This window comes from Sulfitobacter sp. L-8 (genome assembly GCF_056859255.1).
The window spans coordinates 1-15,238 of record NZ_JBSXOD010000056.1; the positions used below are offsets into that span (position 1 = coordinate 1).

The 15,238-nt window shown below is 57.8% G+C and carries 16 protein-coding genes and 1 pseudogene; 12 read left to right on the top strand and 5 right to left on the bottom strand.

What is annotated here, in order from left to right:
* Positions 1-138: 138 nt before the first annotated feature.
* Positions 139-450 (top strand): annotated as a pseudogene (locus AC13DE_RS16740) (SDR family oxidoreductase); the annotation flags it as partial.
* 52 nt (positions 451-502) lie between these two features.
* Positions 503-1,420 carry an EamA family transporter gene (locus tag AC13DE_RS16745; RefSeq protein WP_446312970.1) on the top strand — a complete coding sequence of 306 codons (918 nt, stop codon included), beginning with the start codon at positions 503-505 and terminating at the stop codon, positions 1,418-1,420.
* 62 nt (positions 1,421-1,482) lie between these two features.
* Here the strand turns inward: AC13DE_RS16745 and AC13DE_RS16750 are convergent, their stop codons facing one another.
* Both AC13DE_RS16750 and AC13DE_RS16755 read right to left on the bottom strand, forming a co-directional pair.
* A complete protein-coding gene (locus tag AC13DE_RS16750) occupies positions 1,483-2,178 on the bottom strand; it encodes an NUDIX hydrolase (protein WP_483048478.1) in 696 nt (231 codons plus the stop codon).
* 47 nt (positions 2,179-2,225) lie between these two features.
* Entirely contained in the window at positions 2,226-2,630 is a 405-nt protein-coding gene (locus AC13DE_RS16755; protein ID WP_446312969.1) for a DUF983 domain-containing protein, read from the bottom strand.
* Between the two features lie 205 nt (positions 2,631-2,835).
* Here AC13DE_RS16755 and AC13DE_RS16760 point away from each other — a divergent pair, with 205 nt between their 5' ends.
* The 5 genes from AC13DE_RS16760 (at position 2,836) to AC13DE_RS16780 (ending at position 5,605) form a co-directional block, all read left to right on the top strand.
* Positions 2,836-3,501 carry an EF-hand domain-containing protein gene (locus AC13DE_RS16760; protein ID WP_483048479.1) on the top strand — a complete coding sequence of 222 codons (666 nt, stop codon included), beginning with the start codon at positions 2,836-2,838 and terminating at the stop codon, positions 3,499-3,501.
* 28 nt (positions 3,502-3,529) lie between these two features.
* Positions 3,530-4,153: an RNA polymerase sigma factor gene (locus tag AC13DE_RS16765; protein ID WP_483048480.1), complete on the top strand. Its 624-nt coding sequence runs from the start codon at positions 3,530-3,532 to the stop codon at positions 4,151-4,153.
* Positions 4,146-4,493: a hypothetical protein gene (locus AC13DE_RS16770; RefSeq protein ID WP_446295419.1), complete on the top strand. Its 348-nt coding sequence runs from the start codon at positions 4,146-4,148 to the stop codon at positions 4,491-4,493. The genes AC13DE_RS16765 and AC13DE_RS16770 overlap by 8 nt, the downstream gene beginning before the upstream one ends.
* 3 nt (positions 4,494-4,496) lie before the next feature.
* The gene (locus AC13DE_RS16775) at positions 4,497-5,000 is read left to right on the top strand and encodes a periplasmic heavy metal sensor (RefSeq protein WP_446295418.1); all 504 of its coding nucleotides are present in this window, start codon (positions 4,497-4,499) and stop codon (positions 4,998-5,000) included.
* Between the two features lie 110 nt (positions 5,001-5,110).
* The gene (locus AC13DE_RS16780; protein WP_446312964.1) at positions 5,111-5,605 is read left to right on the top strand and encodes a hypothetical protein; all 495 of its coding nucleotides are present in this window, start codon (positions 5,111-5,113) and stop codon (positions 5,603-5,605) included.
* A gap of 53 nt (positions 5,606-5,658) precedes the next feature.
* Here AC13DE_RS16780 and AC13DE_RS16785 read toward each other — a convergent pair whose 3' ends face one another.
* The 3 genes from AC13DE_RS16785 to AC13DE_RS16795 are packed head-to-tail and all read right to left on the bottom strand — an operon-like array spanning position 5,659 to position 8,170.
* Positions 5,659-6,219, bottom strand: coding sequence for a TadE/TadG family type IV pilus assembly protein (locus AC13DE_RS16785; protein ID WP_446295416.1), 561 nt, complete (start codon positions 6,217-6,219; stop codon positions 5,659-5,661).
* Positions 6,219-6,755 carry a TadE/TadG family type IV pilus assembly protein gene (locus AC13DE_RS16790; RefSeq protein WP_446295449.1) on the bottom strand — a complete coding sequence of 179 codons (537 nt, stop codon included), beginning with the start codon at positions 6,753-6,755 and terminating at the stop codon, positions 6,219-6,221. The genes AC13DE_RS16785 and AC13DE_RS16790 overlap by 1 nt, the downstream gene beginning before the upstream one ends.
* Positions 6,755-8,170, bottom strand: coding sequence for a TadE/TadG family type IV pilus assembly protein (locus AC13DE_RS16795; RefSeq protein ID WP_483048481.1), 1,416 nt, complete (start codon positions 8,168-8,170; stop codon positions 6,755-6,757). The genes AC13DE_RS16790 and AC13DE_RS16795 overlap by 1 nt, the downstream gene beginning before the upstream one ends.
* 360 nt (positions 8,171-8,530) lie before the next feature.
* Between AC13DE_RS16795 and AC13DE_RS16800 the strand changes: the two genes are divergently transcribed.
* From AC13DE_RS16800 to AC13DE_RS16820, 5 genes are all read left to right on the top strand, one after another.
* Entirely contained in the window at positions 8,531-9,961 is a 1,431-nt protein-coding gene (locus AC13DE_RS16800) for a Glu/Leu/Phe/Val family dehydrogenase (RefSeq protein WP_483048482.1), read from the top strand.
* A gap of 171 nt (positions 9,962-10,132) precedes the next feature.
* Positions 10,133-11,386: a sarcosine oxidase subunit beta family protein gene (locus AC13DE_RS16805; protein ID WP_483048483.1), complete on the top strand. Its 1,254-nt coding sequence runs from the start codon at positions 10,133-10,135 to the stop codon at positions 11,384-11,386.
* An 80-nt stretch (positions 11,387-11,466) separates the two neighbouring features.
* The gene (locus tag AC13DE_RS16810) at positions 11,467-11,739 is read left to right on the top strand and encodes a sarcosine oxidase subunit delta (protein WP_446295412.1); all 273 of its coding nucleotides are present in this window, start codon (positions 11,467-11,469) and stop codon (positions 11,737-11,739) included.
* The gene (locus AC13DE_RS16815) at positions 11,736-14,669 is read left to right on the top strand and encodes a sarcosine oxidase subunit alpha family protein (protein WP_483048484.1); all 2,934 of its coding nucleotides are present in this window, start codon (positions 11,736-11,738) and stop codon (positions 14,667-14,669) included. The genes AC13DE_RS16810 and AC13DE_RS16815 overlap by 4 nt, the downstream gene beginning before the upstream one ends.
* A complete protein-coding gene (locus AC13DE_RS16820; protein ID WP_483048485.1) occupies positions 14,662-15,216 on the top strand; it encodes a sarcosine oxidase subunit gamma in 555 nt (184 codons plus the stop codon). Before AC13DE_RS16815 ends, AC13DE_RS16820 begins: the two co-directional genes overlap by 8 nt.
* Positions 15,217-15,238 lie beyond the last annotated feature (22 nt).

The following is a 15,238-nucleotide window of genomic DNA, read 5'->3' on the forward strand; positions in this document are numbered from 1 at the left end:
TGTCGCCCACGAAGTCCTCAAGATGGTCGGGGAATAGAACCCCTTGCTCTCGATTATCACCTTCAATGAAACGCTTCATCCGACATCTCCTGATTACTCATTCAGAATAGCAGAAATATACGTTTCCACACAGCCTCGGCCATGATCGGCCTGATGAAAACCCTTGCCATGGAGCTGGGACCGTTTGGCATTCGCGCCAATGCAATCTGCCCCGGTGCGGTCGAAGGGCCGCGCATGGAAGGTGTGCTGAACCGAGAGGCCAAAGCCAAGGGGATGACCCGTGATCAGGTCTATGATGGATATGCGTCGGGCACATCAATGCGCAGCTTTGTCCAAGCCCGTGACATTGCCAATATGGCGGTGTTTTTGGGGTCAGACGGGGCGAGATTGGTTTCGGGTCAGGTGATTGCGGTGGACGGGCACACAGAAAACCCCGATCCGAAGTTATAGATTGCCTGGATACGTGCTGGCCCTTAGGTCAGATTCAGGCCAATAGAATTGCATGAACTACGTCATTCCCGATCTTTGGATCCTCGTCACCCTTGCGGCTGCGGTCTTTCAGACCGGCCGGTTCATGCTGCAAAAGTATCTTGCCACAGCCACGCTGTCGGCTGCGGGGGCTACATTTTCGCGGTTCTTGTATTCGGCACCGTTCATAGTTGCGGGCCTGGTTGGGTATCTAGGGTTAACCGGCACCGCGTTGCCGGTGATGCTACCTGAATTCTGGGCGTATGGGCTTATCGGCGGTACCGCCCAAATTCTCGCTACCATTTGCGTGGTTTTGCTCTTCAAGCAACGCAATTTTGCCGTTGGCATCACCTTCAAGAAAACCGAAGTCATATTGACGGTTCTGGTTGGCTGGATGGTCTTGGGCGAAGGTGTGACACTGCTTGGCTTTTCCGCCATCGGACTTGGCGTTGTAGGGCTGTTGCTGTTGTCGGGGGGCGCGAACGCGAAAGGCTTTGCCGTGCGCGACTTGCGTAACCGCGCGGCTGGATTGGGAATTGCGTCAGGGTTTCTGTTCGCGATTTCAGCAGTAAGCTATCGCGGCGCGTCGCTGGCGGTGCTGACTGAACTTCCGGTTTTGCGGGCAGGAGTCACACTGGCGGCCGTTGTCTGTATGCAAGCCGTCATCATGGCAGCTTATCTGCGGCTACGCGAGCCGGGGCAGATGCGCGATGTCTGGGCGGCACGAAATGTCGCCGTCTGGATCGGGCTGACCTCGATGGGCGGTTCGCTTTGCTGGTTTATCGCGTTTACCCTGCAAAACGCCGCCTATGTGAAGGCTCTCGGACAGGTTGAACTGATCCTGAGCGTGATGGCATCTACGATGTTTTTTCGCGAAAAGATAAACCTGCGCGAATGGATGGGGATGGCTGTGCTGGTAGGGTCAATTCTGATGCTGGTCGCAGCGACCTGAGCAGGGGCGTGTCCGAACGTCGAGGGCCACACCCGTCAGTCGACTTTTTGTCGAAGCAATGACTATTCCGGCATCGGTTGACCACGCAGGCGCATGAACAGGCTTTCTTCGTCGTTATTCTTGAAATAGGGCACCGAAACAGGTGGTGACGTTTCTTTGGCGCGTGCCTCGACCTCGGCCAGCACGACTTCGGTAATGAACGGCATATCAAAGGCGCGCGCATCGGACAGCGACACCCATTGAAGATGCGAAAGTTCATCACAGGCCGCGTCGAAATCATCAAGGTCCGTCGCCACGTCGTCGGCATCTACCAAAAAGAACCTGGCGTCGAAACGGCGCGGACGACCGGGGGGTGTCAGCGCACGAAACACAAATTGCAGCGGCGCGGCATGGGGAAGATACCCGCGTTCAGCAAAAGTGAGCCAATCCGCCGGTGGGGTTCCCTGCCAGTCGCCTTTTTGCCCAAGAATAAGCCCCGTTTCCTCCCAAAGCTCGCGAATTGCAGCTACAGCCAAGGCATGTGCAAGGTCGGCATCACTGTCTTCGGCCAAGCGATCGCGGCACATCCGGGGAAGATCGCTGGCAAGCGCTATCTGCGCATCGCCCAAATCAACCGCACCGCCCGGAAACACAAACTTGTTCGGCATGAACGCGGCCTTAGCCCCGCGTTGCCCCATCAGGATACGTGGGCTTTCATACCGGTCGCGTATCACGATCACCGTTGCGGCATTGCGGATCTGGCTTTTGTCGATGGTCATTGAACGGCCCCTAAGTTGACGTGCTTTCCGGGCCGAGGGACGGTTGGCTAATCGTCGTTGCCGAATCCGCCCATGCCCTTTGCCCACTGGAAGCCGATCATGGCTCCTTTCAGTCTTGGCAGAAGGTAAAGCGACAAGCCGACACAGCCAACAGCAAAAATTGTAAACAACGTCAGCGGTTCCGGGCGCCAGGTGACAAATACGATATGCAGGCTCGGGGCCATCAGATGCCCAACAATGAGAATTGTCAGATAAGCGGGCCCGTCATCGGCACGATGGTGAAACAGTTCCTCGCGGCACACCGTGCACACGTCATTCACCTTGAGATATCCCCGAAGCAGCGGACCGGCACCGCAATTTGGGCATTTCCTGCGCCAGCCCCGCAAAAGCGAATGCTTCAGGCCGCGCTGTTCTGATCGTAAATGTCCGATGTTTACCGTCTGATCTGTCATTGGCGGGTATCCTTGTTGCATGCTTACATGGGGGTAAACGGGACCAAAGGAAAGCAGCCAATGTACCGTTGCGGCGGGATGTCGCAAAGCAGGTGCAAAAAAAATCGATCAATAACGACGGAAGTTCCGGTTGGCATCGTTTGACCCAGTATCGCCGCGCCAAACACGGTGGGCGAAACTGAGATCACCAAAAAGGAAGAATACGATGACAAAACGACAAAATCTTCAAATCACCCTTCTTAGCGGTTTGATTGCAATCGGTGGCACGGCATTACTGGCCCAAGGCACACCTGGTAATGGCGCGTCGAGCCAGGACCGCTTTGTCCAGATGGACACCAACGGCGACGGGCAACTCAGCGCCGACGAAATGAAAGCGCATTCAGCGGAGCGCTTTGGCAAAGCCGACACTGATGGCGACGGTTTCCTGACTGCGGAGGAGATGCAGGCCGCAGCGGCGGCACGTCGTGCCGAACACAGTGCGCGGATGCTCAAGAAACTCGACAAGGATGGCAACGGATCTTTGTCCGCTACCGAGCTTGAGGCGATGGGCGAGGATCGCATGGGCGATCGTGCTGCCAAGATGATGAAACGCATGGATGCCAATAAAGACGGTAAGCTGTCTATGGAAGAAATGGCGGGGCGTCATTCCCCAGAGGATATGATCAAGAGAATGGATGCCGACAACAACGGTACCCTAAGTGCTGACGAATTCGCCAAGGCCCATATGGACGGTCGGCATGGTAAAAAAGGCATGGGCATGGGGATGAAAGACATGGACATGGATGACATGGACATGGAAGGCATGGAAATGAAAGACATGGACATGAAACACGGCGATGATGACGGCGATAAAAAGCCGGCGTCCGAGTAATCGGATGGCGCGGGCGTACTTGCATTGCATGCCCGCGCCAACTAGCTCGACGGTGATGAATGAACGCGCCTCCTCCGATGTGGACCGTGATGATCCCGTCGCCGCACTGTTGTCGCGCTATGCGCAGGGCGACTCCGCGGCGGCGCGGCTTTTGACCATACAACTGACGCCGCTTGCATACGGCCATGCGTTTCGGGTCTTGGGTGACGCCGCAGAGGCAGAAGATGTTGCGCAAGAGGCTCTCATGCGTCTTTGGAAAGTCGCACCCGACTGGCGCGAGGGCGACGCCAAGGTTTCGACGTGGCTGTACCGGGTCGTGGCGAACCTATGTATCGACAAGTTGCGCAAACGCGGTCGGGGTGCCATCCCCCTTGAGGATATCGCCGAACCTGCCGACCCGACCGAAAGCGCTGCGACGAAGTTGCAGCACAAAGCCCGCCGGGACGCTCTTCAATCCGCATTGAATGTCTTGCCAGAAAGACAGAGACAGGCCGTCGTGTTGCGCCATATCGACGGTTTGGCGAATTCTGAAATTGCAACGATTCTGGACGTGAGCATCGAAGCAGTAGAAAGTCTGACGGCACGCGGCAAGCAAGCGCTGGCCAAACTGTTGCGCGGGCGGCGCGACGCATTGGGGTATGACGATGACTAGATCTGACACAGATATGCTTGAAATTTTCTTTCAAGACGCCCGGGCCACGCCGCCGCGCATGCCTGGCGGTCTCATGGATCGAGCGTTGGCAGACGCTATCGATGCGCAACCTAAGCCCGCGTCGAAGGGGTGGCGTGGCCTATGGCGTGCGTTCGGCGGGGCACCGGCACTGGGGGGCGTGGTGACGGCGACCGCTGTCGGGTTTTGGCTCGGGGTATCTGCGCCAGGTCTGTTGCCTGATCTTGCCACCGAGATCATCACAGGGGACACGCTTGCCGCTGCTGACGACATCCGCGTTCCCGAATTGACGGCGTTCGGCTGGGACATAGACGGAGGATAGACCATGGCGGCAATGAAATCGCGCAACGACAAGATATTACGCTGGGCCCTGGGTCTGTCGCTTGGCACCAACCTGCTTATTGTGGGGCTTGTCGCCGGTACCGCCTACCGTTTCTCGGCTCCGCACATGGCTGGCGGGGGGTACAATATGCATGAATACGGAACGCCGTACCTGATGGCGATGCCCAGCGAACGGCGGAGGGAAATTTTTCAGGACGTGCGCGCTTCAAACGCTGACAAGTTCGTGACCAAAGCCGCCCGCCGGGGGCTGTATGATCAAGCCCTCGCCACCTTGCGAACTGACCCCTTCGACATTGATGCCATGAAGCAGGTGCTGAAAGAGCAACGCACGACAACGTTGAATGTGCAACAGATGGTACAAGACGCGTGGCTGGATGAAATTGCACAAATGGACAAAGCTTCCCGCAACGCCTATGCGGATCGGCTGCAAGCCATGCTGGAACGTGGGCCTATGCACGGCGGCGGACGTATGAAGCGTGATAACTGAACGGTGAACGTGGGATTTACCCACCCAATGCACCGTTTCGACAGCGCACGACCTTGCCAAAACCTTGCGCGAAAGGGTAGGCAAGGCGATCTTAAAGGAAAGCGCTGAACATGACCCTCGAATTCACAGACCCAAATGAAGTTCTGGCGACCGTCAAGGCGTCCTCCGGGCGCCGCCTGATAGGGCTGACGTCGCTCGGCGCGTTGGGCGTTTTCCTTGCATACATCGCTTTTACGTCTTCCCCCGGTCTGGGGTGGCAACTGTTCTTGCTGGTTTGTGGCGGGGCAGCGATCTGGATGGCTGATCGTATGCGGCGCGCGACTGCCAGCGTGATCGAATTGACGCCGACTGAACTGCGTGACGGCGATGGCACCGTCATCGCCCGCGTCGCGGATATCGAAGCTTTGGACAGAGGCGTATTTGCGTTCAAACCCTCGAACGGATTTTTGCTGCGTACAGCCGCAGGTACCCAAGACGGAAACGTGTGGCGGCCCGGGCTTTGGTGGCGGATAGGACGACGCGTTGGCATCGGTGGCATGACACCCGGCAGTCAGACAAAATTCATGTCCGAAATCATTTCGGCAATGATGGCAAGCCGCCCTTAGATACACAGGGCAGGGCGCTGCGCTGTAGCAACGCGGCGGATCTTTGGTTTGTTTTATGTCGCGCCCGAATACAGCACCCGTGGCGCATATCGCGGCCGGGTATAGACAAAGTTTTCGATATCCTGTGCCCCCAGGCCGACGTTGAACGGCGGCTTGTACTTGGTCCAGGTTTCGGTGATGACGATAAATTCACCATCCGGCATGACCGGGATACGTGATGTCCACGTCGACACATCGGCATCGTTCACCGGGGGTTTCAGCCCGCGTGAACGCGACCAGTGAACATAGAACCTCTTGTCGGCCAGACTGTATTGTAGCGATGTAATGCGCACGCTGGCTTGTTCTGATGATCGGGTCATGTAGTCCAGCAGCTGCTGCACGCCGTTCAGATAGTCGGCATCCAAGGGCAATGTCTCGCGCGAAATCATGTCTCCGATCGTATAGGCGGCTTTCTGGTTGGCATTGTATTCCTGATAGGTCTGAAAAAAGGCGAACATCGCAAGGTAGACCCAGAATACCATGGGTATCATGATCATCGCTTCGATTGAGGCGCTGCCTCTTTCATCTCGGCCAAATCGACTGATGTTGCATCGTGAAGGTACAAGCCTGCGCATCAATTCGGCTCCTGCACAAAGGAGGCGATTGCGATCATACGGCCCTGACCGGACCCGTCGGTTTCAAAGTCGAAACCATAGTTTGAGCCGGGGAGCATCGTATCAAACTTCACACAGGCCCTTAGCAACATAAGCTCGTGTTGTTTGCCAAGAACAAACCCGCGCTCCGGCTCCACCGGCAGGGATTTATCGACACAATCCGCCGTTTGGTTAAGCTGGCTGAAAGCGCGGGGGTCAACCTTGACCATTTCAAGGCGCAGGGTGTTTTCACAATCGCCAATGGTTCCGGCACCGCTGCAAATCATGTTTTTGATCATCGTATGCGTAATGGGGGAACGCGTGTGTAGCCGGATATAACGCACCGCGTCTTCCAGGCCCCGGTTCAGGTGAACCTGCCGCAACGAATAAAGGCTCATGTCGATCGACAGCAGGAAGATGCCGAACACCAGCGGCATCAGGATGACGAATTCGATCAGGACAACGGCACCGTCTTCCGCTTTGCGAAAACGCCCCAAAGCCGATTTGAACCGCCCCATCACTGTGTGAGCCTCAACTGATTGATCTGACGCGCGATTGCACGGAAGGCTTCGGACAGTTCGATACCCTCAACCCTGAAGAAATGGCTGGGTGATGACGCGCAGCTTTTCATGACATTCGCGCCGCGATCCTCAACTTCAAAGCCGATAGACCAGATGACAATGTTTTTCTGTTTGGCAGCGGTGCAAATGCTATTGAGAAGCTGGTCGCCTAGTGTGGGAGTGTATTTTCTCCACGAATACTTGTACCAGTCGCTGTAACTGACGGCGTTATACAGGTAGTAATTAAAGTTGTATTTGCTCCAGTGCACGACCTTGCTTGGCGTATTGTAATATTCGGCCGAGATGCGGTTCGATATCGAATTTTCGCCGTCGGTCATCAAGATGATGGTCTTGAGGGTTTCCGGATCATCATACGCCTTTGGACGTCCAGAGAATTTGCTGTCGACAAGTCCCGCTGCTACCAACCCGTCGTTGATACTGCGAAACGACGGATCAAGCATGGCAGTGGCCCATTTCATGCCCAGAAAGATCGACGTACCGGCCCGTGGCACCAAGGCGTTGATCTGGTTTTTCAGCACCGTATTGTTTTGGGACAACGGCGTGATGCGTTCATAGCTGGCGCGCGGGCAGACGGTGCTGCTGCGGTCGTTGCTCCGCCCGTCATAGTTCCACTGGAAATGTTGCGCTTGCTCGTGCGGTTTGCTGACGTCTAGTGCAGAGCTTTTGAATTCGGTTTCGTCGAATTCAACGCAGTGGGAAAAGTCGTGGGATTTATTCATCGGGATACGTTTCATGATCTCGGGACCAGCGTTGACCTGTTCGGAATAGGGAATCACCGAAACAGAAATCAGATCCTGGCTTTCCTTGGTCAGAACCGTATCCACGAACACAGAAGCCGCTTTGCGCAATTCAGAGATGCGGCCGTTCAGCGCCATGGAGCCCGAAATATCGAGAACCAGTGAAATTTCGACGTTTGCCACACGTTCTTCCGCTTGGCTTCTTGCTGGCACGCTCAAGGTCGGGTAACCGAACCGTCCCAAGAACTGGGTGGGCATTTCCATACTTGCATCGACCGTAACCGTGCGAAAGTTCAGACCGTTGGCAACCGTGACGTTTGACAGGTAATCGATCATTCCGGCCTTTGCGAAGTAATCCTTCACCACCGCAGACGGATCAAGCGTTTGATCAAGGTCAGCGGCCGCCAGCACAGCGCGGTCAGCTACTGCTTGCAGGCGCGACCGTTCCATCTCGTGACGCATGAAGTCCAGCTGAATACCGCCCACCAGCACCATCATCATGATCATGAAAAGCGCCAGAATGGTGAATACACCATCTTCCTCGCGAGCAAACCTGACGAGCCTGCGCCGCAAAGCGGGCTGTAACCGTGCTTTCGCTTCGTTGAACGTCATCATTCCTGTTCCCAATTGCCTGCGCGCGTTACAAGTCATCCCGCACAAGGACCCGTATGTGAGGTTTATGAAGGATGAAGGTGGCCGAAATAGGGCGAAATCACGTGTATTATGGACACATCCTGTCACGCTGCCGCAGGTGCAATTGATCTTACCAAGGGGCGCGGGGCGGGTGACGATGTTCACACGGTCTGGGAAATGGAATGTACGGAGCAGGCTTCAAAGTTTTCAAATCGCCTAAATTCTGTGCATTTTTGTCCCCTAAATCGCGTTTGCACCTTTATTACCGACGCCGTGCATGTTCAAACTGCGGCGCGGTGATGCATCATCACAAAGGTCACTTTGCCAAACAGGAGCAAACAAATGATCCTCGGAAATGAACCCAGCTTTCGCGATAGCGTCGACATTATGTTCAACAGGGCGGTGGCGCTCATGGATTTGTCGCCGGGACTGGAGGAAAAGATCAGGGTCTGCAATGCCACGTATACGGTGCGTTTCGGGGTGCGCCTGCGCGGCAGTATCCAAACATTCACCGGCTATCGGTCGGTGCATTCCGAACACATGGAGCCAGTGAAGGGCGGTATTCGCTATAGCCTTGGCGTGAACCAGAACGAAGTCGAAGCGCTGGCGGCCTTGATGACATATAAATGCGCTTTGGTGAACGCGCCATTCGGCGGCTCGAAAGGCGGGCTTTGTATTGATCCGCGCGAATATAACGAACACGAGTTGGAGCTGATAACGCGCCGCTTTGCCTATGAGTTGATCAAGCGAGACATGATCAACCCCGCGCAGAACGTGCCCGCGCCCGATATGGGCACGGGCGAACGGGAGATGGCGTGGATCGCCGACCAGTACAAGCGCATGAACACCACCGACATCAACGGGGCTGCATGTGTCACCGGTAAACCGATCATTTCCGGCGGCATTCAAGGGCGCACCGAGGCCACAGGCCGTGGTGTGCAATATGCATTGCACGCGTTTTTCCGGGATGTGGAGGGCATGGAAAAAGCAGGCCTTACCGGAGAGCTGGACGGCAAGCGCGTAGTGGTTCAGGGGCTGGGCAATGTCGGGTATCACGCAGCGAGATTTCTAAGCGAGGAAGACGGTTGCAAGATAACCGCGATTATTGAACGCGACGGGGCGTTGTTTGATGACAAAGGTCTGGATGTCGAGGAAGTTCACCGCTGGATCACGCAACATGGCACCGTAAAAGGCTACCCAGATGCGCCTTTGGAGGAGAATGGGGCGAAACTGCTTGAGGCGGAATGCGAAATCCTGATCCCGGCCGCGCTCGAGGGCGTGATCAACATGAGCAACGCGGAAGATATCAAGGCACCGCTGATCGTGGAAGCTGCAAACGGTCCGGTAACCGCAGGAGCGGATGAAATCCTGCGGGGCAAAGGAATCGTGATCATTCCGGATATGTACGCCAATGCCGGGGGGGTGACCGTGTCATATTTCGAGTGGGTCAAAAACCTGAGCCATATCCGCTTTGGCCGGATGCAGCGGCGTAACGAAGAAAGCCGTCACCAGTTATTGGTGGACGAACTTGAGCGTCTGAGCGCGGATAGCGGCATCGGCTGGCAGTTGAGCCCGAACTTCAAGGACAAATACCTGCGCGGTGCCGGAGAACTGGAGCTGGTACGGTCGGGGCTTTATGACACGATGAGCGATGCGTACCAGACCATGGCAGAGGTTTGGCACAACCGCACAGATGTCACCGATCTGCGCACCGCGGCGTATCTGGTGAGCATCGGCAAAGTAGCGGCCAGCTATCGCACCAAGGGGCTTTGACCGGGTCCGCGCATTGACGGCGTGCATGCGCCGTGGACTGTCCTGTTCACGGCGCGAATTTTTACGACGCAAATCGCACACGATCAACGCCACTGCCATTGCACCTTGACGCAGGAGACGATTGAGTAGCGCATATGGCGCTGGTGTGGGGATCATGGGTCAGGGGGGAGTATGCGGTTTTCAGGCTTGCGCGTGTTGCGCGAAGGATTGACTGGCAACAAAGGTTGGTCGCCACATTGGCGCGATGCCGACCCCAAGGCCGAATATGACGCGATCATCATCGGCGGTGGTGGGCATGGGCTGAGCACCGCGTATTATCTGGCAAAAGAACACGGGCTTACCAATGTAGCCGTTCTTGAGAAAGGTTATCTTGGCGGCGGAAACGTAGGGCGCAACACCACGATTGTACGCGCCAACTATTTCTTGCCCGGCAATTCCGAGTTTTATTCGCATTCGCTCAAGTTATGGGAGGGGCTGGAACAAGACCTGAACTATAACGTGATGCATTCGCAGCGGGGGTTGATCAATCTGTTCCATTCCGACGGGCAGCGTGACGCGTTTGCCCGGCGCGGCAACGCAATGATCAACCAAGGCGATGATGCCGTGCTGCTGGACCGCGCGGGCGTGCGCAAGCATTTGCCATACCTTGATTTCGACAATGCGCGATTCCCCATATATGGTGGTTTGCTGCATCCCCGGGGTGGGACGGCACGCCATGACGCGGTGGCATGGGGGTATGCGCGCGGCGCGTCCGAGCGCGGCGTTGATCTGATCCAGCAATGCGAAGTCACCGGGATCGATATCGAAAACGGACGTGTACGCGGCGTGCAGACCACGCTTGGTGCGATCCGGGCCAAGAAGGTCGGGATCGTGGTGGCCGGACGGTCGGGGCAGGTCGCGGCTATGGCAGGTATGCGTCTGCCGATTGAAAGCCACGTGTTGCAGGCGTTTGTGACCGAAGGGCTAAAACCGTGTATTGATCATGTCGTGAGTTTTGGCATGGGGCATTTTTATATTTCCCAGTCGGACAAAGGCGGGCTGGTCTTCGGGGGCGATCTGGATTTTTATGCATCATACGCGGCACGGGGCAACCTGCCGATGGCCGAACATGTCATGGAGGCGGGCATGGCGCTGATGCCGATGATCGGCAAGGCACGCGTGTTGCGCAGCTGGGGCGGGATCATGGACATGACGCCAGATGGCAGCCCGATCATCGACAAGACCGATACCCAAGGTTTGTTCATTGATTGCGGCTGGTGTTATGGTGGGTTCAAGGCGGTGCCGGGGTCCGGCTTCAGCTTTGCGCATTTGATGGCAACCGGTCATCACCACGGACCGGCAGCGCGCTATCGGCTGGACCGCTTCCGCACCGGCCGGGGGTTGATGGATGAAGAGGGCACCGGTTCCCAGCATAACCTGCATTAGGCGGTGGGTGTGGGAGCCTTCGGCGAGAGTTTATTTGGCAAAATGAAAGAGGGGCGGTTTCGGGCCCTGGGGAGAGTGGCATGAGGCTGGACTGTCCAATTTGTGGAAGCCGTGACCGGCGAGAGTTCTATTACCAGGGCGATGCCGTGCTGCTGGAGCGTCCCGCGCCGGATGCGGGGGCCGCGGCGTGGGACGGGTATCTGCATCTGCGTGCCAACCCTGCCGGAGAGACGCGCGATCTATGGCTGCATGAATCGGGATGCGGGGCGTGGTTGGTTGTCACACGTAACACGGTGACGCATGCGGTCGAGTCGGTGGAGCTTGCATCAGGCGTCAAGGAAGGTTTGCGATGAGGATCAGGGGCAGGGGGCTTGTCGACCGGTCCGACACCGTGACGTTCCGCTTTGACGGGCGCAGCTATGACGGGTTCGCGGGTGACACCGTGGCGTCGGCGTTGCTGGCGAATGGTGTCAGGCTGATGGGGCGATCGTTCAAGTATCATCGGCCGCGTGGCGTATTGACGGCGGGCAGCGAAGAGCCGAACGCCTTGGTCACTGTCGGGGTCGGCGCAGCTGCGGAGCCGAATGTGCGCGCTACGACTCAGGAGATTTTCGAGGGGTTGGAGGTGCGCAGCCAGAATGCGTGGCCGTCCCTGGATCTGGATCTGCTGGCGGTCAACAATCTGTTTGCGTCTTGGTTGGGCGCGGGGTTCTACTACAAGACTTTCATGTGGCCGAAGGCGTTCTGGGAGCGGGTGTATGAGCCCGTGATCCGGCGCGCGGCCGGGCTGGGGGGGCTTAGCGGAGAACCCGACCCGGACACCTATGAGAGGGCATTTGCGTTTTGCGATGTATTGGTTATCGGCGCGGGGCCCGCGGGGTTGATGGCGGCACTGACAGCAGCCCGCGCCGGCGCAGATGTCATCATTGCCGATGAAGACGCGCGACCAGGAGGTCGGCTGAATGCCGAGGTTCTGGAAATTGACGGTGAACCCGGGCATGTGTGGGCCGCGCGCGCCGTGGCCGAGTTGGAAAGCATGCGCAACGTTCGGGTGATGTCACGCACGACGGTCACGGGCGCATACGATCAGGGAACGTTTGGCGCGTTGGAGCGGGTGAACCAGCATCGAGGCGGGCGCGGTGACGGAGCCCCCTTGGCGTGTTTTTGGCGCATTGTTGCCAAGCACAGCATTCTGGCGGCTGGTGCGATAGAACGGCCGGTGGCGTTTCAGAACAACGACCGTCCCGGCATCATGACCGCCGGAGCTGTGCGCGCATACCTGAACCGGTGGGGCGTCAGCCCGGGCAGGGCAGTCACGGTATTTGCAAACAATGACGACGCACATCGCACGGCGCAGGATATGACCGCTGCCGGCGTGCGGGTGGCCGCTGTGATAGACAGTCGGGCGGAGGTGCGTTCGACTGCGGAATATCCGGTGTACCGGAATGCGCAGGTCAGCAATTCACAAGGAGGCAAGGAGCTGGAAAGCATCAGCATTCTTGTTAACGGGAAGACCGAAAAGATACAGACGGATTGTCTGGCGATGTCCGGGGGGTGGAATCCGTCTGTGCATTTGACGTGCCACATGAATGGTCGACCGACATGGCGCGCCGACATTCAGGCGTTCGTGCCGACCGAAGGGGCCGTACCCGGGATGACGACGGCGGGAGCATGCAGGGGTTCGTTTTCCACCCACGGGTGTCTGGCCGATGGAGTCGCAGCCGCCCGGCAGGTGTTGGACGCTTTGGGAAAAAAGGCACCCGATAGTGCTTTGCCTCAGACCGAGGACGCGCCCTATAACCTGGCACCGTTATGGGCTGTGGCAGGCAAGGGCCGTGCCTGGCTGGATTTCCAGAATGATGTCTGCGTGAAAGACGTCAAGCAGGCGGTGGTAGAGAACTTTCGGTCGGTAGAACATATGAAGCGCTATACGACGCAAGGTATGGCGACAGATCAGGGAAAGAATTCAAACGTCGCGGCATTGGCGGTGTTGGCCGACGCCACGGGGCGCGGGATACCGAAGACCGGCACCACGACGTTCCGTCCGCCCTATTCCCCGGTTTCGATTGCGGCGATGGGGGCGGGGGCGCAAGGCCAGGGGTTTGCCCCGCAGCGGTTTACCACCTCGCATCGTGCCGGTATCGCAGCGGGGGCACCGATGATCGAAACCGGCTTGTGGTATCGCCCCAGCTATTTTCCCAAACCGGGCGAAAAGACGTGGCGGCAATCTTGTGATCGTGAGGTAGGTCACGTGCGCAACGCCGTGGGGGTCTGTGATGTCTCGACGTTGGGCAAGATTGATATTCAGGGGCCCGATGCGGCGGCGCTGCTGGATCTTGTGTATGTCAACACGTTCTCCACCTTGAAGGTCGGGCGGGTCCGGTATGGGTTGATGCTGCGGGAAGACGGTACGGTCATGGATGACGGGACATGCGCCCGGTTGGGCACGACGCATTTTGTCATCACCACCACCACTGCAGCCGCGGGTACGGTAATGCGGCATCTGGAATTTGTGGCGCAATGTCTGCGTCCCGAGTGGCGGGTCGCGATGACATCCACCACCGAACAATGGGCGCAGTTCGCCGTGGCGGGGCCAAGATCCCGGGATTTGCTGAACGGATTGCTGGATGCGCCGATCGACAATGACACCTGGCCGTTCATGGCCTGCGGAGACGTATCGGTATTGGGCGTGGCCGCGCGGCTTTTCCGCATCTCGTTTTCGGGTGAACATGCCTATGAAATCGCTGTGGGCGCGCGTTACGGGGAGGCCCTGTTTCGCGAGTTGGTCGCGCGGGCTGAGGGGCTTGGGGGTGGAGCCTATGGCATGGAGGCGATGAACGTGTTGCGGATCGAAAAGGGGTTTATCACCCATGCCGAAATCCACGGTCGTACCACTGCTTTCGACGTGGGCATGGGCGCTATGATAAGCGCCACCAAGGATTGCATCGGGAAGGTCATGGCCGCGCGTCCTGGGTTGATGGACCGGGATCGCGAGCGGTTGGTCGGGTTCAAGCCGACAGGTGCCGTGAAGCAGCTGAGCGCTGGTGCGCATGTCTTTGCCGCAGGTAAGGAGGCAACACGCGAAAACGATCAAGGCTATATCACGTCGGTGGGCTTTTCCCCTTCCTATGGGACTTATATCGGTTTGGGTTTTGTCAAAAGTGGCCCTGAGCGCTATGGCGAGGTGATGCGCGTGGTCGACCATCTGCGCGAGCTGGACGTCGAGGTAGAGATATGTCCGCCGGTTTTTGTGGACCCCGAGGGGAGGCGCGCGCGTGGCTGAACTGAAAGCGAGGATGCCCTGTGAGGGTCTGCTGCCGTTAACGTTTGGCAGTGTGAACCTGGACGAAGCCGACCTGGGGGTGATGACCTCGGTCGTGCTTTTGGGCGAGGAAGCGGCCTTGTCTTCCGCGTTAAGTGATGCGCACGGGGTGGATTTTCCCAAGGCAAACCGGACTTCGGGCAAGGAGGGCGGGGTGCGCTGCATCTGGTTCGGACAGCGTCAGGCGATGTTGGTGGGCACGGCACCGGCAGATGCTTTGCAGGAACACGCGGCCCTGGTGGATCAAAGCGACGGATGGTGTGCAGTCACGGTCGAGGGAGAGGATGTGGAGCAGGTGTTGGAACGGCTTGTCCCCATCGACGTGCGCCGGATGCATTTCAAGCGTGGCTACACCGCGCGCACGCAAGTGGGGCATATGTCGGCGTCCGTCACGCGCACCGGGCCGCGGGCGTTTCTGATCCTTGTATTCCGATCCATGGCGGCTAGTTTGGTGCATGAACTAGGCCAAGCCATGCGGGCAGTCGCCTCGCGGCGCGGCGAAGGTTGAATTGATGTTGATATGTGGAGAT

Excerpts from the sequence above, each read along its gene's own strand:
- AC13DE_RS16745 (WP_446312970.1), top strand. The coding sequence starts at position 503 with ATGAACTACGTCATTCCCGATCTTTGGATCCTCGTCACCCTTGCGGCT.
- AC13DE_RS16750 (WP_483048478.1), bottom strand. The coding sequence starts at position 2,178 with ATGACCATCGACAAAAGCCAGATCCGCAATGCCGCAACGGTGATCGTG.
- AC13DE_RS16755 (WP_446312969.1), bottom strand. The coding sequence starts at position 2,630 with ATGACAGATCAGACGGTAAACATCGGACATTTACGATCAGAACAGCGC.
- AC13DE_RS16760 (WP_483048479.1), top strand. The coding sequence starts at position 2,836 with ATGACAAAACGACAAAATCTTCAAATCACCCTTCTTAGCGGTTTGATT.
- AC13DE_RS16765 (WP_483048480.1), top strand. The coding sequence starts at position 3,530 with ATGCCCGCGCCAACTAGCTCGACGGTGATGAATGAACGCGCCTCCTCC.
- AC13DE_RS16770 (WP_446295419.1), top strand. The coding sequence starts at position 4,146 with ATGACTAGATCTGACACAGATATGCTTGAAATTTTCTTTCAAGACGCC.
- AC13DE_RS16775 (WP_446295418.1), top strand. The coding sequence starts at position 4,497 with ATGGCGGCAATGAAATCGCGCAACGACAAGATATTACGCTGGGCCCTG.
- AC13DE_RS16780 (WP_446312964.1), top strand. The coding sequence starts at position 5,111 with ATGACCCTCGAATTCACAGACCCAAATGAAGTTCTGGCGACCGTCAAG.
- AC13DE_RS16785 (WP_446295416.1), bottom strand. The coding sequence starts at position 6,219 with ATGCGCAGGCTTGTACCTTCACGATGCAACATCAGTCGATTTGGCCGA.
- AC13DE_RS16790 (WP_446295449.1), bottom strand. The coding sequence starts at position 6,755 with ATGGGGCGGTTCAAATCGGCTTTGGGGCGTTTTCGCAAAGCGGAAGAC.
- AC13DE_RS16795 (WP_483048481.1), bottom strand. The coding sequence starts at position 8,170 with ATGATGACGTTCAACGAAGCGAAAGCACGGTTACAGCCCGCTTTGCGG.
- AC13DE_RS16800 (WP_483048482.1), top strand. The coding sequence starts at position 8,531 with ATGATCCTCGGAAATGAACCCAGCTTTCGCGATAGCGTCGACATTATG.
- AC13DE_RS16805 (WP_483048483.1), top strand. The coding sequence starts at position 10,133 with ATGCGGTTTTCAGGCTTGCGCGTGTTGCGCGAAGGATTGACTGGCAAC.
- AC13DE_RS16810 (WP_446295412.1), top strand. The coding sequence starts at position 11,467 with ATGAGGCTGGACTGTCCAATTTGTGGAAGCCGTGACCGGCGAGAGTTC.
- AC13DE_RS16815 (WP_483048484.1), top strand. The coding sequence starts at position 11,736 with ATGAGGATCAGGGGCAGGGGGCTTGTCGACCGGTCCGACACCGTGACG.